Here is a 17302-nt window from a genome sequence, read left to right as displayed (position 1 = left end):
CCTGAACAGACAGATCGGGAACTCCTAACCCATCATCCCACGCAGAAACTCGCGCCGAGTGGCGGTTTTTTTCTCGCCAGTTTTTGCCTCCCGCTCCACATCCAGTCTGCCCGGCATGGCCACCTTGACCGACTCGCCCTGCGGTTGGGTTTCAGCTGACTGGAACAGCAGTGACATCACCTCTTCAGCCGTATTCCGGATAACCGCTTGAGAGGGGTAGTCATGCAGTGGGGACATCAGGGAACAGGCCAGGTAGGTCCCCAGATCGGGGTTATCGGAAGCCATGAATACAATCTCCCCCTGGGGAAACTGCATTGTCCGGCATGCCCCCTCCGGCAGGTTTTCTGCCCGGTCGGTGGCCGGCAGCAGAATCAGTTGCAGGGTCCAGGGGGTGATCAGCACCCCGAGCCAGTACTGGTCAAACCGGCGCAATCCCACTACTTCGGTGGTGAGCTTCGCATTGCAGACCGGCAGGCCCCGCATCTGGTTCTGTTCGATCTGACGAAATGCCTGGGTAATCTGGTCAGCGGGTGCAGTGGTAAAAAACGCCGGACAGGTCACGATCGATCAACCCTGATCGCCAGGAAAGCTGCCGGGCTTACGGTTAGGATCAGCCAGGTCGGCAAAATAGGTATCCACATCCACTTCCCCGTCACTGTTCATGATCTGCTCCAGCGCATCCAGAGCGTCATTGGTCTGTTTTGCCTCTGCTTCGCTGAGCACTTCCCGGGCGGAACCGATGAAATTGAGAATCCAGGTGCCCGGCTCCTGGGGACCGATCAGCATGGTATTGACCATCTCCTCGCGCCCGCGTCCACGACACAGCGCCATCAGATCACGCTGCTCTATCACCTGCATTGGAATTCCGATACACATGTTTTACCTGACCATTACCTGTTGGCTTGCCTGTCCCGCTTCCGCCCAGAAGCCCTGATTTCCATCCTGCCTGAGTTTTGGCTCAATGCCAAGTGAACGCAATTCATCCACCAGCATCTCCACCATCTCATCCATTTTGGCACTCACTCCATCCGTGAGGCCTACGCAGGTGCGAAGGGATTCGGGAACCATGCCGATAATGGTGATCTTCTCCGGGGCCTCACCCTGTACCGTCAGTAGTGCCAGCAGATCGGACAGGCCGAGTTGATGGGGCGATATCTTGGTCTGGAAAAATTTGGGTATCTCCTCATCCGCCAGCCGCACCAGGGTGCAGGGTGGTGCACCGGTCTTTACCGCATCGGCGATAATTACCTGTCGATTATTGCTCAGTGGGTTCAGCAGATCCATGGCGGAAGTGCCCCCATCGATCACCTCAACAGACTCCGGCAGACTATACCGCTGTACCAGTAGTTCAACGGCGCGAACCCCCACTCCTTCATCGGAGAGCAGGACGTTTCCCAGACCTATCAATGCCACGCTCATCTTCTCTTCACCTCGTCAGGAAAGGGCTCGCATTGAACCGATTCGGAACACCAGCTATATACATAACTCGATCGCCCCGTGAACCAACCGTGCAACTTCACTCCGAAAAAAAGCCTCCCCCCCATGGCAGGGGGAGGAAAGGGAGGATAACAGGAGTGATTCGGGTGGTAGATAAATTGATGCTCAGAGCGCCTTGACCTTGATAATCTCCTGCTGCTCGGTATCCGCCAAATGAATGGCACAGGCGATACAGGGATCAAACGAGTGCACGGTGCGCAGCACTTCCAACGGCTGCTCGGGATCGGCTACCGGGTTACCCATCAGCGAAGCTTCGTAGGGACCCATGGCGTCATTCTCATTGCGTGGACCGGCGTTCCAGGTACTGGGTACTACGCACTGGTAGTTTTTGATCTTGCCATCGTTGATCACCACCCAGTGTGAGAGCACACCGCGCGGCGCCTCGTGGAAACCAAAACCCTTGATTTCGCCCTTGGGGAAGACCGGCTGGTTGAAGGTGTCGGTATCGCCCTTGCCGATGTTCTCCACCAGCATGTTCCACTGCTCGCTCATGTTGTCCAGCATCACCGCCGTGCGTACCGCACGGGCCGCATGCCGGCCGATGGTGGAGTGCAGTGCCGCCAGCGGTATCTCTTCTCCCGCTACGGTATTCAGGGTGCTCATGGCCGTATTCAGATGTTTGTTGGCGGATTCATTGCCGGCCGCCACCATACAGAGCACATTAGCCAGCGGACCGACCTGGGCCGGCTTACCATAGAAGGTCGGGGATTTGATCCAGGAGTACTGACCCTCATCCTGGAAGTCGGTGTACTGGGGTTCGGTCTCCCCCTCCCACGGATGCAGTGCAGCGTCGCCTTCGTACCAGGCGTGCTTGGAGCTCTCTTTCACCCCGTCCCGGAACAGGGCGTCCTGGTAGCTGGTGATCGGTTTAAAGGTACTCAGATCACCACCGGTAATCACCCCACCCGGCAGGGCAAACCGGGTACCCTTGGTATCGATCGGCATATCCGGAACCGACAGGTAGTCGGTAACGCCCTGACCGTAACCGGCCCAGTCGAGGTAGAAGGCGCCGATCGCCGGCACATCCACCAGATAGACGTTGTGTACGAAATCGGCCAGCTTGTCGATCCAGCCCTTGATCGCCAGCAAGCGTTCCATGTTCAGGGTCGACTGGCTGTCCAGGTTGATGGAGTTGGAGACACCGCCCACCGCCAGATTCTGGATATGGGGAGTCTTGCCGCCCAGGATGGTGACGATCTTGTTCGCGTAACGCTGCACTTCCAGCGCCTGCAGATAGTGGGCAACCGCCAGCAGATTAACTTCCGGCGACAGCTTCATGGCCGGATGGCCCCAGTAACCGTTGGCAAATGGACCCAGCTGTCCACTGGATACAAACGACGCCAGTTTATCCTTGACCGCCTGCATCTCGTGTGGACCATTGCTGCCCCAGGAGGAGAGACTCTCCGCCAGTTTGGCAGTGGCCTTGGGATCGGCCTCCAGGGCCGATACCACGTCCACCCAATCCAGCGCGGACAGATGATAGAAATGCACAATATGATCATGTACCGCCTGGGCGGAGACAATCAGGTTACGCACAAACTGGGCGTTCAGCGGAACTTCCAGGTCCAGCGCATTCTCTACCGCTCGCACCGAGGCCAGGGCATGCACGGTAGTGCAGACACCGCAGATACGCTGGGTAAAAACCCAGGCATCACGCGGATCACGACCTACCAGGATCTTCTCGATACCCCGCCACATCTGGCCGGAGGACCAGGCATTACTGACCTTGCCATCCTCAACCTCGACATCGATACGCAGGTGTCCTTCGATGCGGGTGACGGGATCAACAGTTATACGAGTAGCCACAATATTTTCTCCTACTTAAGGAATGTCTGTTCTGCCTTACGCGTGTTCAGCAGAGTGCAGAACGGGCAGTTTCTTAACGAAGACCAGATAGGCCATGATTTCAATCGCCACAATGCCCACGGTCACCATGATCTCGGGGACCGACGGGAAGTAGCTGTAACCGGGGCCGGGATCGTAGGTAATCAGGAACGCATTGAAACGGTACAGAGCACCACCGAACAGCAGCGACACCGCGGCGAGCAGCAGCAGGCGGGCATTATCACGGCGCCCCCGAAAGAGCATCACCAGCAACGGGAAGACAAACAGCGCCAGTTCCAGCAGGAACATGTTGCCGGCCAGATCACCGGCAAAGACAAAACCCAGTTTGTCACGCAACACCAGTTCGGTCAGACGCACTATCAGGAAAACTGAGATAAGCCAGATAATCGCTTTGCTCAGACGGGCCAGCAGTGGGGTCTCGGGCCGCCGATTGAATCCAACCGCAGAGAACGACGCTTCAAAAATGACAATGGAGAAACCCATGGTAAGGGCAGACAACAGTGCCATCAGTGGCAGCCACTGTAGCGACTGCCAGAGCGGATGCACCTTGGCGCCCATGATGATCAGCAGAGAACCCAGGGAGGACTGGTGCATAGTTGGCAGCAACACACCCAGGGCGATGAAAAAGAACAGAACCTTGTTCAACCAGCGCAACGCCTTTTTGGCTCCGATGGTCTCCAGCACGGTGGGGGCAAACTCGATAAACAGCACGAAGATGTAGGTGATCACACAGAGCCCCACCTCCAGCATGACCGAGTTGAAGTTCCAGTTGGACGGCATGGCGATGTTATAGAACTGCCAGTAGCGTCCCATATCGAAAAAGGCACCAAAACCGCCCAGGGCATAACCAAACAGACTGGCCAGGATGGCCGGTCGGATCAGCGGATGGTATTTCCCTTTGTTCAGCACGTAGATAACAAAGGCCAGGGCGTAACCGCCACAGGCCAGGGCCGTGCCCACCACCACGTCGTAGACGACCCAGATACCCCAGGGATAACCTGAATTGATATTGGCTACCGCTCCCATTCCGTCAATGAATCGTACACCGAGGAAATAGAGCCCGATGGCAGCCAGCACACCCAGGAACATGAATGGCAGGGTAAAAATCTTACCTTCCACCGGTTGATGTTCACTCATGGTTCACCTCTATTGGTTTGAGTCCGGGATGCTTACTCATCATCCTGGTCCGATTGACTGGTGTTACGCTTGACCACGTAGGCCAACCCCGCCAGGGCGATCGCCGGCGCGATCATGCCCTTGTAAAGCGTGTGCTGAACCCCTTCTGCAATGGAAGCATAGGAGCGCTCAGGCAGTTCCGGCATACCGAGCTTTTTCAGTGGTACGCCAGCGATATGCATCACTTGAGTACCACCCACTTCGTGCTCGCCATAAATGTGCTGCTGGTATTCCGGCGCGGCTTTCTCATGGGTATGCACCTGATCGGTGACACGACCCCGGGGATAGGTGAGCGTCTCGCCCGGTTTGGCAGCAAGTCGCCGTTTCGCTTCGGCCAGCAGATCCTTGCGGGTGCCGAACAGGGTCGCACCGGTGGGACAGACATCGACACAACCGGGCAACAGTCCCTGGGAGATCCGATCAACGCCCGCCTGGTTACAGAAGAAACATTTCTGGATCTGCCCCCTGGGGTCGTGAAATTCATACTGGGGAATGTTGAAGGGACAGGCCACCATGCAGTTGCGGCAACCGATACAGGTATCCGGGTTGTACTGCACAATACCGGTCACCGGGTGCTTGGTCATGGCGGAAACCGGACAACTGGAGACGCAACCGGGATCGACACAGTGCATGCAACTCTTCTTGGCAAACGAAAAGCCGTCGATCTCTCGATCCTTCACTTCCGAGGTGCCGTTCTTATACACCTTGATCACGTTGTAGGTGGCACCGGTGACGCCGCGGGAGGCGTCGTACTGCACCTCTTCGCCCTGGGTCACCGGCGGCAGATCATTAATCTCCTTGCAGGCCCGCACACAGGCCTTGCAGCCGACACAGAGGGTCGCGTCATAGAGTATGCCAACGGCATTCTCCAGCGGTTCTTTATTCGGTCGGGCCTCGACACTGCCAGCACCGCAGAGCGCTGCGGCACCACCCGCAGCAGCTTTGATAAAATCTCTACGTTTCATCACGCCCCCCTAGGACTGGCTGTCGTCGCCATCGGCCTGCTCGCTGCTGCCCAGTTTCCTGGCTGCCATAGCAGTTGCCCCGACCACGGCACCGATCACGCCACCCACCAGGGCGGCAGCAGCCGGAGTGGCATTTCTGGCACCCGGGCGATCATTGACATAGGGGAAGGCATTCGGCGGCGTATGGGTCTTCACATCAGCCAACTGGTGGATCCCCTTGGTAAAGCCCACACCCTGCTCGGTACAACCGAAGCAGGGGTGACCCACACCCACTGGCCAGGCACCGCCACCCACATCGCCGAACTCCACAGCCGGGCAGTTGGCATAGGTCTCGGGGCCTTTGCACCCGAGCTTGTACAGGCAGTACCCCTTGCGGTGTCCCTCATCACCAAACTCCAGTGCAAAACGACCGGCGTCGAAATGTGGGCGCCGCTCGCAGTTCTCGTGAATCAGCCGACCATAGGCGAACTTGGGCCGATTCAGATGGTCCAGCGCCGGCAGCTTGCCGAAAGTAACGAAGTGCAGCACGGTGGAGAGGAAGTTATAGGGGTTGGGCGGACAACCGGGGATAGTCACCACGGTCTTGTCTGTAAGTATATCCGGTGCCCCCTTGGCCTCGGTGGGATTGATGCCGCTGGAGGGGATACCACCCCAGGACGCACAGGAGCCGATAGCGACAATGGCGGCCGCGCCATCAGCAGCCTCCTTCACATGATCCAGCATGGTCTTGCCACCGATCTTGCAGTAGATGCCACCATCTTTCACCGGCGTGGCACCCTCAATCACCAGCAGATACTTGCCCTTGTTGGCCTCCATCGAAGCCTGCTTGGCTGCCTCCACCTGGTGCCCGGCGGCGGCCGCCAGGGTCTCATGGTAATCCAGTGAGATCAGATCCAGGATCAGGCTCTCCAGGGTGGGATGCTCAGAGCGCAGCAGGGACTCGGTACAGCCCGTACACTCCTGACCATGTAGCCAGATTACCGGCGGTCGTGCCTGGGGGGTGGCCACCGCCTCGGCCATCGCCATGGCATCACTGGTTGTCAGCCCCATGGTCGCCGCCACACCGGTACAGAACTTCATAAAGTCCCGACGTGACACACCCAGTCTCTTTTCGAGTAGCTCAAATTTGCGCTCTTCGTTCATTAACCCCTGCCTCAGTTATCAGTGCTGGAAGGTGACTAACTCTGTAGCCGGTACTCCCGCCAGCTTCAGGTTTCTTATTTCAGGAGGCAGTACAATTTCCATGCCATGAAAGTGGTATGGAAAAGTTTCAATCGGGCACTCAACTGCTTAGCGCATTGTCTGACATATATCAGATGGAAAAATTGGAAGGTTCTATTTCACTTTTATTAACTTATCGTTAAGTTTCTTTTCATGTCGATCTCCTTTCTCTAAAGTCCTACTATTCCCTAACCAGGGACTGGAAACAGACATTGCACTCCTGTCAACCCCGTGCCGCCCGCAGCCCATGCCACTCCCGAGCAAGCATTTCCCGGTCATCCGGGTGAGCAATGGCGATCAGCGCTTCGGCCCGCTCATTCAGGGTACGTCCATAGAGATTCGCCACACCGTGCTCCGTAACTACGTAGTGGACATGGGAGCGGGTGGTGACGATACCGCCACCCGGCTTGATGGTGGAGACGATACGGGACAGCCCAGTTTTAGTTCGACTGGGCAGAGCGATTATCGGTTTACCTCCGGGCGACAGGGACGCGCCCCGGATGAAATCCATCTGCCCGCCCACCCCGGAGATGATGCGATGGCCGATGGAGTCCGCACACACCTGACCGGTCAGATCCACTTCAATTGCCGAATTGATGGCTGTGACGCGGGGATTTTTGGCAATCTCATGGGGCGCGTTAACCCAGTCGATGCGGGCCTGGATGACGGACGGATTGTCATCAATAAATTCATAGACCCGCTTTGAACCCATGACAAAACCTGACACCGTCTTGCCCCGATGGCTCTTCTTGCGCGAATTATCCACCGCGCCATTCTCGATCAGATCCAGCAGACCATCCGACCACATCTCGGTATGTATCCCCAGATGGCGATGCCCGTGCAGGGCGGCCAGCACCGCGTCGGGTATGGCGCCAATACCCATCTGCAGAGTCGCGCCATCTTCGATCAGCGTGGCCGCATGACGCCCGATGGCCTGTTCCACGTCACCCAGCACCGCCCGGGGCACCGCCGGGATGGGGTCATCCACCTCAATGGCATGATCGATCTGGGAGATATGCACAAAGCCATCCCCGTGTACCCGGGGCATTTGGGGATTGATCTGGGCAATCACAGTACGGGCCGCGTATACCGCCTCCAGCGCCACATCGACGCTGCAGCCCAGGGTACAGAATCCGTGGGCATCCGGTGGCGAGAGATGCACCAGCGCCACATCGATAGGACGTTGACCGGAACGAAACAGCGCCGGAATTTCCGACAACAGACACGGTAGATAGTCAACCCGATCGCCATCGTAGAAAGCCCGCATGTTACCGCCGACGAACAGGTTGGCGACACGAAAACTGTCCGCATAATCGGCCCGGGCGTAAGCCGGATCGCCAAAAGTATGCAGATGCATGATCTCCACATTCCGGAGCCGTTCGGCATGGGAAACCAGCCCTTCGATCAACCGTGTCGGCGTCGCAGCTGCCCCGTGCACGAACACCCGCTGTCCCGATTCCACTGCGGCAAGTGCCTGATGTGCATTTTTATGCTGTTTCATCTCAATTACCTGATTCCCTGCATCGATTTTTAAGCGTAAAATTTACCCTTACGGCCTGTGGAGAAAACGATTCTACTTCCGGTTGGCGGCCGATTAGGTTGAACAATGTCAGACGTAAGAATGAGTAACAATCCTGAGAATGGTACCCGTCGTATTATTGCGGACAAAGAGTGCGTCTTCTACGACGGTTACTGGATCCGCTACTATCCCACCCCGGAAAATACCCTCGCCAATCGGAAAAAACTGATTGACGACCTGACCCGGCGCGCTTTCCACCATACCGAGAGCGGGATCAACACACCGGGCGAACGGCTCGAAGAGGCGCGCGAAGCCTATGAGCAGCAGCAGGATCCGGCCCGCAAGCGGGTGAACGGCGCCATGCTGGCCGGCGCCCTGTTCAATCGGGCCTCGGATATCTTTAACGCCATCGTTGACCTGGAGGCCAAGGGGGTCAAGGTCAATCCCGACAATGAACTGATGATCCGTTGTGGGGACTGCTTCAAGGAAGCGCTGGAACTGGGCAAACTGGTGAAGCACTACAGCGGTCACGAGGGTATTGATGAACTCTGGGGCGAACCGTTCAAGGCCTTCTCCCACCCCCTTGACCAGCTCTTCGAGTCGCGTTATCGAAAAATCGCCCAGTCGATGAAGGATATCGATCGCATCACCACCCATATGGTGGAGACCTTCACCGACGACGAGATATTCGGCCCGGCGGTCCCCTTCATTCGCAACTACAGTCGGGCAGCCAAGCAGCAGATAGAACTGATCAAGCAGGACAAGGCCCTGTTCAGTGTCTGGCCGGAATTTGTTGCCTCGCGGGAGCAGGTGGAAGAGTTTGTCAGCGACTTGCCGATGCGGGCCAGCAAGGAAAGACAACGACATATTGACCAAGGCGTGAAACTGATCACCGCCGGGACTCAACTTATCACTTATCTTTCAGGGGCCAGGGTACCCATGCCCAAGAGCACCGGAGCGTTTCTGGAGCAGTGCCAGTACTTTGAACTGACCTGGTCAGATAAATAAACCAACCGCCTGGGACTCGCAATCTTGTGAATACACCACCGGAGATACCGGTCATGGACGATTTAACGCGCACCACGATTGGTAAGTTCCAGATCCGCAAACTGCTGGGGAAAGGGGCAACCGCCTCGGTCTATCTGGCCCAGGATCCCTTCTCAAATCAGGAAGTGGCGATCAAGATCGCCCATCAGAATATCTTCAATGACCCGACCAACGGCGCCCGCTTCAAAAAGATGTTTATCAATGAAGCGAGTCTGGCGGGCAAGCTACGCCATCCTTATATCGTCTCGGTGTTCGACGCCGGGACCGAAAAGGATATGCACTATATCGTCATGGAGTATATCGAGGGCCACACCCTCAAGCAGTACACCAAACCGGAGAATCTGCTTCCCCTGGACGATGTGGTGGAGATCATTTTCAAGTGCTGTAACGCCCTGGAGTATGCCTTTGTCCACGGGCTGATTCACCGGGACATCAAGCCCGCCAATCTGCTGACCAGCGGCGGCACCGACATCAAGCTGACCGACTTCGGAACCGCCCTGCTGGCCGATTCTGAACTGACCCAAGTGGTGGACGCGGTGGGTACGCCCAGCTATATGTCCCCCGAACAGATCATGGGCCATGAACTGAGCCAACAGGCGGATATCTACTCCCTCGGCGTGGTCATGTACCAGCTGCTGAGCGGCAGGTTACCGTTTACTGCTGAAAACCAGTATGACCTGATACAGAAGATCTCCAACAGCCCGCCAACGCCACTGCAGGAAGTGCGGGGGGGCATTCCGGCGGGAATCCTGCGGATCGTTGAGCGCTGCCTCTGCAAACGGGCGGAGGATCGCTACAGCAGCTGGGCGGATCTGGCCTGCGATCTGGCCACGGTGCATGAGCAGTTGGAACCGGCGACCAATACCGTCGTGTCGGACACCCGGAAATTCAACATCCTGAAAACCCTGCACTTCTTCAACCATTTTACTGACGTGGAGCTCTGGGAAGTTCTGCGTATCAGCAAATGGCGGCGGTTTCAGGCCAACAGAACCCTGATTGACGAAGGCAAGATCGGCGGATCCATCTTCATACTCGCCTCCGGCAACGCCAGGATTATGAAAAATGATGCCTTTCTGGGGCTGATCGAGACGGGTCACTGCTTCGGCGAGATGGCCTATATTCACGGCAGGAAAAAACCCCGCAGCGCCAGTGTGGTGAGCAATCTGCCGGTGACGGTGATCAAGATCCGCACCGAGTCACTGCAACAGGCATCCACCCAGCTGCAGACCAAGTTTGACAAGGTGTTGATGCGCACCCTGGCTGATCGCCTGGAAAAAACCTCCGTGATGGCCTCGGCACTATAAGGAGAAAGCCATTGAACAGCCCGACCTTGCTGTCCATTGCCCACCGGATCACCCCAAAATTCCCAGGCATCTGACGCCTACCAACGCTTTCTGTATGACGGCTGCATCACACCACGGCCATCATCCCGCCAGAATGGAAAAGCCTGGCGGAAAAGGCAACTTCACAGGCGGAAGGGATGAATGTCATACTCCCCGCAGTATCTTACTGTCGGCGTGGTGAAGCAGGTTCCATTCTCCACCGCTCCACGCGGCACTCAATGTTAAAACACTAACCGGATATGGATTAAACAGATGAGCAGAACAGTATTGATCACAGGTAACAGCAGCGGACTGGGCCATGGCCTCACCGAGGTCTATCTGGAGAAGGACTGGGAGGTGTACGGCCTAAGCCGGCGTGGCGTCTCCGATCTGACCAACATCAAACTGAAGGATATGCGCTGCGATCTGACCGATTTCGACATGGTGCCAAAGATCCTGGAGAAGCTGCTGATGGGCATCAGTCACCTGGATGTGGTGATCCTCAATGCCGGCATCTTGGGCAAAGTGCAGGATATGGTGGATACCAGCCTGGAGGACATCCAGCGGGTGATGGACGCCAATGTCTGGTCCAACAAGGTACTGCTGGACTGGCTGCTGAGATCGGGTATCCGCATCGACCAGATCGTGCTGATCTCCTCCGGGGCCGCCATCAACGGCAATCGGGGCTGGGGCGCCTACGCCCTCTCCAAGGCGACCCTGAACATGCTGACCCAGCTCTATGCCCATGAATTTCCCCACACCCATCTCACTGCACTGGCGCCGGGCCTGGTGGATACCGCCATGCAGGATGTGTTGTGTGACCCGTCCCAGGTGGATGAGGAGCAGTTCCCCTCGGTCGGCAAACTGCGCGCCGCCCGGAACACCCCGGCGATGCCCGATCCCTACCAGGCGGGAAAACTGATCGCCGATACCATCCCGGGGCTTAAGGAACTGCCCAGCGGCAGCTTTGCGGACATCCGCACGCTGAACCAGCACTGACCCATCGATGCCGGAGATCATCCTAACCACCCTGAACGCCAAGCATATACACGCTTCGCTGGGGCTGCGTTACCTGTATGCCAACCTGGGTGAACTGCAGCCCCGGGCAGTGATCCGGGAGTTCACCATCGATCCCTGGCCAATCGATGTGGCGGAACAGTTGCTGGCGGATCAACCGCGCATCATCGGCCTCGGGGTCTATATCTGGAATGCGGAGCGCTGCCGGCAGCTGGTGGCCCTGCTGAAACAGGTCAGTCCGGAGACTATCGTCGTGTTGGGTGGACCGGAGGTGAGCCACGAGTGGCAGGATCAGGAGATCGTGGCGCTGGCGGATTACCTGATTACCGGCCAGGGAGACCTCGCCTTTGCCCAACTCTGCCAACAGCTGTTACAGGGTGAACGGCCGATCCAGAAAGTGACCGAAGCGCCGCCACCGCCGCTGGACCAGTTGCAACTGCCCTACGCCTGGTACACCGACCAGGACATTGCCCAGCGGCTGATCTATGTGGAGGCCTCCCGCGGCTGTCCGTTCAAGTGTGAATTCTGCCTCTCGGCCCTGGACCGAACCGCCGTGCCGTTTGAGCGGGAGCGTTTCATGGCGGCCCTGGAGCAGCTCTATCAACGTGGCGTCAGGCACTTCAAGTTTGTCGATCGCACCTTCAATCTCAACCCGGCCCAGAGCGTTGCGCTGCTGGAGTTTTTCCTGGCCCGTCTGGACGAGCAGCTGTTCCTCCATTTTGAGGTGATACCGGATCACCTGCCGGAACGGCTGAAGGCGGTCCTGCAGCGCTTTCCGGCCGGCACCCTGCAACTGGAGATCGGCATCCAGAGTTTCAATCCCGAGGTGCAGCGGATTATCAGCCGCAAGCAGGACAACACCAGGAGCCGGGCCAATCTGCAGTGGCTGCGCAACGAGACCCGGGCCCACCTCCATGCTGATCTGATCATCGGCCTGCCCGGTGAAGACATGACCAGCTTCGCCGACAGTTTCAATCAGCTGGCCGCCCTCGCTCCCCATGAAATCCAGGTGGGCGTACTGAAACGGCTTAAAGGCTCTCCCATTATCCGCCACAGCGAACCGTTCCGTATGCGTTACAACCCGGCCGCCCCGTACAACGTATTGAGCACAGACCGGATCAATTTTCCCACTATGCAGCGGCTCAACCGGTTTGCCCGTTACTGGGAGATGATTGCCAACTCCGGCCGCTTCCAACAGAGCCTGCCGCTGGTATTGGCAGATCAACCCTTTGAGCGCTTTATGCAACTGAGTGACTGGCTGTTCGCCACCACCGGCCAGGTTCACCGGATTGCCCTGAAGCGGCTGTTCCAACTGATATATGACGGTCTCACCGGGCCACTCGGCCTGTCTCCGGGGAGTGTTGTCCCGGCGCTCGAGGCCGATTTCAATTGCTCAGGCATCAAGGGACGGCCGGGTTTCCTGCGCGATCAGGGCGGAACGGAGAGCAGCGCGGCAGCACCGACCAGTCGCCTTGCCAGTCGTCAGGCAAGACATCGCTAGAAACCGCCATGGGCCATGCAGACTGTTGCTTCCGACACCTCCTTACCCGGCAGTATGGACACTGCCAATCCGTGTATAATGGCAGCGTCAGTAGCTTCGCCGATATTTACCAGTCGATGGCAGGTCCCCGCTCAGACAGCACACATCCCCGGATCCGATAACCGCAAAATTGATCGGCACAGACAAAAAAAGGAATGTCGACCCATGAAATCATTACGTAACCTTACTGCCTGCGCACTGCTGCTCAGTACCTCACTACTCAACGCAGCGGACACCGATAGCTATATCCAGGATGCGAAAGCGTACCTGGAGAAGGGCGAAGCAAAATCCGCCGTTATCCAGTTGAAAAATGCCCTGCAGGAGAACCCCACCAACATCGAGGCCCGCCTGATGCTGGGGGAGATCTACCTGAAGGCCGGTGATGGCGCTTCCGCTGAAAAGGAGTTCAGCCGGGCAAAAGATCTGAACGCCGCCAGCAGTTACTGGGAGATGAATCTGGCCAGGGCCTACCTGATGCAGCGTAAATATCAGGAGATACTCGACCTGATCCAGACCGGAGATGACGCGCCGTCAGAAGAGCAGGTGAAAAGATGGCTGATCCGCGGCGATGCCCACTTCGGTCTGCGCCAGTACCAGGATGCCCGTGACGCGTACGGTAAGGCCGGCAGTCTCGATCCGGAGTCCCAGGCATCCATGCTCGGCCTGATCCTGACCAACATTTCTGACAACCGCCGCAACGAAGCAACGGAGGGCCTGGAGAAACTGATCAGCGCCTATCCCGACAACAGCACCGCCCTGGAGGTACGGGGCGAACTCAAGTTGCAGGAAGGAGAGCAGGAATCGGCACTCGCCGACTTCAACCGGGCTATCGAACTGCAACCGAACAGTGTCAGGGCCCTGCTTGGCCGGGCACAGATCAACCTGGCCCAGGGGGAGCTGGAAAAAGTCAGAACGGATGTAGCGACCCTGGAAACCTTGGTGCCGGGCCATCCGAAACTGCTGCAGATCTCCGGTACCGTCGCACTGCTGGACAAGGATCTGGACAAAGCCGATACCTTGCTACAGAGCGCCCTGAACGCCGATCCGAACAACCTGGTGATCCAGAATCTGCTGGGCTCGGTGAACTACTACAAGGGCAACCTGGAGTCCGCCCATGACTACCTCTCCCAGGTACTGAAGCGAGCACCGAACCTGTTGCCAACCGTCCGCCTGATGGCCTCGATACTGCACAAGCTGAAACAGTTTGATGACGTGGTAAAACTGCTGGAGCCGGCCCTCGAACAGCATCCTGGCGACGCCCAACTGATGGCCATGCTGGGAACCGCCTATATGCAGACCGGCCGTTTCGAAGAGGGCTCAAACCTGATGAGTCAGGCGATCGAAATCTCCCCCGATCTGGCCGCCTACCGTACCCAGTTAGCGCTCGGGCTGATGGCCCAGGGCAAGAACAGTGAGGCCATCAGCCAGCTTGAAAATACCATTGGCATGGACCAGGACTTCGTCCAGGCAGACGTGCTGCTGGTACTCTCCCACCTGAGAGAAAAGGATTACGCCAAGGCACTGGAGGCGAGCCAGGCACTGGAAAAGAGATTGCCGGACAATCCGGTCGGCTATAATCTGACAGGCATGTCCTACCTGATGTCTGGCGACCTGGAACAGGCGGAACAACGTTTCAAAAAGGCCCTGGAGATTGATCCCAAGTTCGTCACTGCAGAAGCCAATCTGGCACGCCTGGCACTGCAGAAGGAGGATACGGCACTGGCCGAATCCCATTACAAAAATGTCCTGAAAAAATCCCCCAAAAATGCCACCGCCCTGATGGGACTGGCGGACCTGGCCAGGCGCCAGGGCGACAGCAACCGGATGCATGAACTGCTGGAGCAGGCCTATCACGGCGAACCGAAAACGGCCCGTCCCGGCATGATTTCCGCCATGGCCTACCTGGATGAGGAGCAGCCGCTCAAGGCCCTGCGCATGACCAGCCAGCTCTCTGCCGACTTCCCGGACAATCCAGCCGTGCTGACTCTGCATGGCAAAGCCCAGTTCGCCGCCGGTGACCCAATCAACGCGGTCAACACGTTCAGGCAGGTGACAGCCCGGCAAAAAAGTGCGGAATCCCTGCGCCTGCTGGCGAATGCCCAACAGGCGGCCGATCAGCCGGACGCGGCCCGAAAGAGCTATCAGCAGGCGTTACAGGAGCAACCGGGATTCATTCCCGCTCTCATGGGTCTGTTCGGACTGGAGTTGAGCGCCGGCAACCATGAACAGGCCCTGACCCAGGCCAGGCTAATCCAGCAGGCGCTGCCAGACAAAGCACCTGGCTATGAATTTGAAGGCACGGTCTACGCAGTACAGGGCGACACGGAAAAATCGATTCCCCTGCTTGAGAAGGCCCACCAGATACAGCCCAGTCAACGGCTGACGAATATGCTGGCACGCCAGTATGTACAGGCCGGTGATGCCGGACGTGGTCTGAACCTGTTAAGGACATGGATAGAAAAGCACCCGGATGACCTGCAGACACAGATCAGTCTTGGCAGCATGCTACTGGCCCAGGGAGAAGAGGATGCCGCCATTGAGACCTATGAAAAGGTGCTGCAGCGCGACGCCAACCAGGCGGTGGTGCTGAACAACCTGGCCTGGATCTACTCCACCCGGAATGACAGCAAGGCGATGGAGCTGGGCAAACAGGCTTACGAACTGGCACCCACCCGACCGGAGATTGTGGATACCTACGGCTGGATACTGGTACAGCGCGGCGAGCTGAGCGAAGGATCGCAAATACTGAAACAGGCGGCGGAGTTGAGCCCAAAGAACCAGGAGATCGCCTACCACCTGGGCTACGCCCTGCACAAGTTGGGTAAACAGGCGGAGGCGAAAACTATCCTGAACCGGGCCATTGCTCTGGATGACAAGAGCGAACTGGCGAAATCGGCCAGAGAACTGCTGGAAGCGGCTCGCTAAACAGATCCCCCTGGCCCGCTCCGGGCCAGGGGGGCCGATAGCCCATCAGAACCAGCGTCGCCAACGGAAAAAGCCGAGCAGCCCCACCGCCAGCAGCAGCATCCCCAGCACCACCAGGAAAAATCCCAGGGAACTTTCAGCACCGGGAATCCCCCCCACATTGATCCCCAGCAGACCGGTCACAAAGGAGAGCGGCAGAAAGACAGCCGCGATCACCGAAAGAATATACATACGGTTATTAGTCTGTTCAGTCAGGTTGCTGACCAGCGACTCATGCACCACGCCGGCCCGCTCCCGTGCCGCATCCAGATCCTCCACGAAGCGGGTCAGACGGTCAGAAGCCTCCCGCAGATAGAGATGGTGTTCATTGGAAAACAGGGCGCTCCGTTCCGCCGCCAGGCGATTCAGCGCTTCCCGCTGTGGCGCCAGGAAGCGGCGCAGGGTGATGGCCTGTCGGCGAATACTGGCCAGTTCCCCCCGCTGCTCGTGTCCGGAGACAGTCAACACCGACTCTTCAAGTTCATCCACCCGGTCGTACAGGTCATCAATCACCCTGCCGACCCGGTCCAGCAGCAGGTTTACCAGCATCACCAGAAAATCACCCTGCCCTTCGGGACCGGTGCCACGGGCCATCAGCTCCCGCAGATCATCCAGGGACAACAGATGGCGCAAACCCAACGTGTAGATGCGTCCCTCGCCCATCCAGATACGCAGGCTGACCATATCCTCCGGGTCCGCCCCGGGATTGAGATTGACTCCGCGCAGAAAAATCAGCAGACCGTTGTCAGCCACTACACAGCGGGGGCGGGTTTCCGCCTGCAGTAGCGCCTCCACCGTGAGTTCATGCAGCTGGCTGTAGCGGTACATCCACGCCTGTACGGCGGGCCGGGAATAATCGAGATGCATCCAGAGCCACTGACCGTCCATCGGTTCACAGTTTGCCACCTGCGCGCCGCCTAAACGCTCTCCACCGCCCTTACCATCAAGTAACCAGGCATCGGTGAGCCCGTCCAGCTCAACCGGTGCTCCCTGTTCAAAAAGTCTGCTCATCATTTGCGTCGCCGCCCGGCCGTTCCAGCACGCCATACAACAGTACGGCACTGCCGTTTAGTATAGCTCCCCAGGGAGAGCCTGAGATGGGCCGGATTCCCTCCGGCGGGAAAACGCCACCAAAGCGGGACGGGGACGCTTTATGCGGTAATCACAGGCGGGCTAGCAGCATCCCAGC

Annotated in this window: 14 protein-coding genes; 5 read left to right on the top strand and 9 right to left on the bottom strand. The window is 57.9% G+C overall.

Annotated features, from left to right (window positions below):
- Positions 1–24 precede the first annotated feature (24 nt).
- The 8 genes from hybE to AAY24_RS00720 form a co-directional block, all read right to left on the bottom strand.
- Positions 25–561, bottom strand: a complete 537-nt coding sequence (gene hybE / locus AAY24_RS00755; protein ID WP_052760970.1) for a [NiFe]-hydrogenase assembly chaperone HybE — start codon at positions 559–561, stop codon at positions 25–27.
- Positions 562–567: 6 nt separating this feature from the next.
- The gene (locus AAY24_RS00750) at positions 568–858 is read right to left on the bottom strand and encodes a HypC/HybG/HupF family hydrogenase formation chaperone (RefSeq protein WP_234422220.1); all 291 of its coding nucleotides are present in this window, start codon (positions 856–858) and stop codon (positions 568–570) included.
- A gap of 21 nt (positions 859–879) precedes the next feature.
- A complete protein-coding gene (locus tag AAY24_RS00745; RefSeq protein ID WP_046858053.1) occupies positions 880–1419 on the bottom strand; it encodes a HyaD/HybD family hydrogenase maturation endopeptidase in 540 nt (179 codons plus the stop codon).
- Between the two features lie 183 nt (positions 1420–1602).
- Positions 1603–3303 carry a nickel-dependent hydrogenase large subunit gene (locus AAY24_RS00740; RefSeq protein ID WP_046858052.1) on the bottom strand — a complete coding sequence of 567 codons (1701 nt, stop codon included), beginning with the start codon at positions 3301–3303 and terminating at the stop codon, positions 1603–1605.
- A gap of 36 nt (positions 3304–3339) precedes the next feature.
- On the bottom strand, positions 3340–4479 hold the full coding sequence (hybB, locus tag AAY24_RS00735) for a Ni/Fe-hydrogenase cytochrome b subunit (protein WP_046858051.1): 1140 nt from the start codon (positions 4477–4479) through the stop codon (positions 3340–3342).
- Between the two features lie 32 nt (positions 4480–4511).
- Positions 4512–5483: a hydrogenase 2 operon protein HybA gene (gene hybA / locus AAY24_RS00730; protein ID WP_046858050.1), complete on the bottom strand. Its 972-nt coding sequence runs from the start codon at positions 5481–5483 to the stop codon at positions 4512–4514.
- 9 nt (positions 5484–5492) lie between these two features.
- Positions 5493–6626, bottom strand: a complete 1134-nt coding sequence (locus AAY24_RS00725; protein WP_046858049.1) for a hydrogenase small subunit — start codon at positions 6624–6626, stop codon at positions 5493–5495.
- Positions 6627–6927: 301 nt separating this feature from the next.
- The gene (locus AAY24_RS00720; protein WP_046858048.1) at positions 6928–8205 is read right to left on the bottom strand and encodes an acetyl-CoA hydrolase/transferase family protein; all 1278 of its coding nucleotides are present in this window, start codon (positions 8203–8205) and stop codon (positions 6928–6930) included.
- A gap of 105 nt (positions 8206–8310) precedes the next feature.
- Here AAY24_RS00720 and AAY24_RS00715 point away from each other — a divergent pair, with 105 nt between their 5' ends.
- The 5 genes from AAY24_RS00715 (at position 8311) to prsT (ending at position 16074) form a co-directional block, all read left to right on the top strand.
- Positions 8311–9231 (top strand): hypothetical protein, encoded by a 921-nt coding sequence (locus AAY24_RS00715; protein ID WP_234422219.1) that lies wholly within the window; start codon positions 8311–8313, stop codon positions 9229–9231.
- Positions 9232–9284: 53 nt separating this feature from the next.
- Complete coding sequence (locus AAY24_RS00710) at positions 9285–10574, top strand: serine/threonine-protein kinase (protein WP_046858046.1); 1290 nt, start codon at positions 9285–9287, stop codon at positions 10572–10574.
- A gap of 291 nt (positions 10575–10865) precedes the next feature.
- Complete coding sequence (locus tag AAY24_RS00705) at positions 10866–11591, top strand: SDR family NAD(P)-dependent oxidoreductase (RefSeq protein ID WP_046858045.1); 726 nt, start codon at positions 10866–10868, stop codon at positions 11589–11591.
- Positions 11592–11598: 7 nt separating this feature from the next.
- Positions 11599–13110 (top strand): B12-binding domain-containing radical SAM protein, encoded by a 1512-nt coding sequence (locus AAY24_RS00700; protein ID WP_046858044.1) that lies wholly within the window; start codon positions 11599–11601, stop codon positions 13108–13110.
- A gap of 204 nt (positions 13111–13314) precedes the next feature.
- The gene (prsT, locus tag AAY24_RS00695; protein WP_046858043.1) at positions 13315–16074 is read left to right on the top strand and encodes an XrtA/PEP-CTERM system TPR-repeat protein PrsT; all 2760 of its coding nucleotides are present in this window, start codon (positions 13315–13317) and stop codon (positions 16072–16074) included.
- 45 nt (positions 16075–16119) lie between these two features.
- Here prsT and AAY24_RS00690 read toward each other — a convergent pair whose 3' ends face one another.
- The gene (locus tag AAY24_RS00690) at positions 16120–17127 is read right to left on the bottom strand and encodes a zinc transporter ZntB (protein WP_052760969.1); all 1008 of its coding nucleotides are present in this window, start codon (positions 17125–17127) and stop codon (positions 16120–16122) included.
- Between the last annotated feature and the right edge of the window lie 175 nt (positions 17128–17302).

Origin of the sequence: Sedimenticola thiotaurini (genome assembly GCF_001007875.1) — a bacterium.
Lineage (GTDB): Bacteria > Pseudomonadota > Gammaproteobacteria > Chromatiales > Chromatiaceae > Sedimenticola > Sedimenticola thiotaurini.
This window is presented reverse-complemented; position numbering and strand designations above follow the sequence as displayed.

What these genes read in the sequence shown, in the direction of transcription:
- AAY24_RS00750 (WP_234422220.1), bottom strand. Translation starts at nt 858, where the DNA reads ATGCAGGTGATAGAGCAGCGTGATCTGATGGCGCTGTGTCGTGGACGC.
- AAY24_RS00745 (WP_046858053.1), bottom strand. Translation starts at nt 1,419, where the DNA reads ATGAGCGTGGCATTGATAGGTCTGGGAAACGTCCTGCTCTCCGATGAA.
- hybB (WP_046858051.1), bottom strand. Translation starts at nt 4,479, where the DNA reads ATGAGTGAACATCAACCGGTGGAAGGTAAGATTTTTACCCTGCCATTC.
- hybA (WP_046858050.1), bottom strand. Translation starts at nt 5,483, where the DNA reads ATGAAACGTAGAGATTTTATCAAAGCTGCTGCGGGTGGTGCCGCAGCG.
- AAY24_RS00725 (WP_046858049.1), bottom strand. Translation starts at nt 6,626, where the DNA reads ATGAACGAAGAGCGCAAATTTGAGCTACTCGAAAAGAGACTGGGTGTG.
- AAY24_RS00720 (WP_046858048.1), bottom strand. Translation starts at nt 8,205, where the DNA reads ATGAAACAGCATAAAAATGCACATCAGGCACTTGCCGCAGTGGAATCG.
- AAY24_RS00715 (WP_234422219.1), top strand. Translation starts at nt 8,311, where the DNA reads ATGTCAGACGTAAGAATGAGTAACAATCCTGAGAATGGTACCCGTCGT.
- AAY24_RS00710 (WP_046858046.1), top strand. Translation starts at nt 9,285, where the DNA reads ATGGACGATTTAACGCGCACCACGATTGGTAAGTTCCAGATCCGCAAA.
- AAY24_RS00705 (WP_046858045.1), top strand. Translation starts at nt 10,866, where the DNA reads ATGAGCAGAACAGTATTGATCACAGGTAACAGCAGCGGACTGGGCCAT.
- AAY24_RS00700 (WP_046858044.1), top strand. Translation starts at nt 11,599, where the DNA reads ATGCCGGAGATCATCCTAACCACCCTGAACGCCAAGCATATACACGCT.
- prsT (WP_046858043.1), top strand. Translation starts at nt 13,315, where the DNA reads ATGAAATCATTACGTAACCTTACTGCCTGCGCACTGCTGCTCAGTACC.
- AAY24_RS00690 (WP_052760969.1), bottom strand. Translation starts at nt 17,127, where the DNA reads ATGATGAGCAGACTTTTTGAACAGGGAGCACCGGTTGAGCTGGACGGG.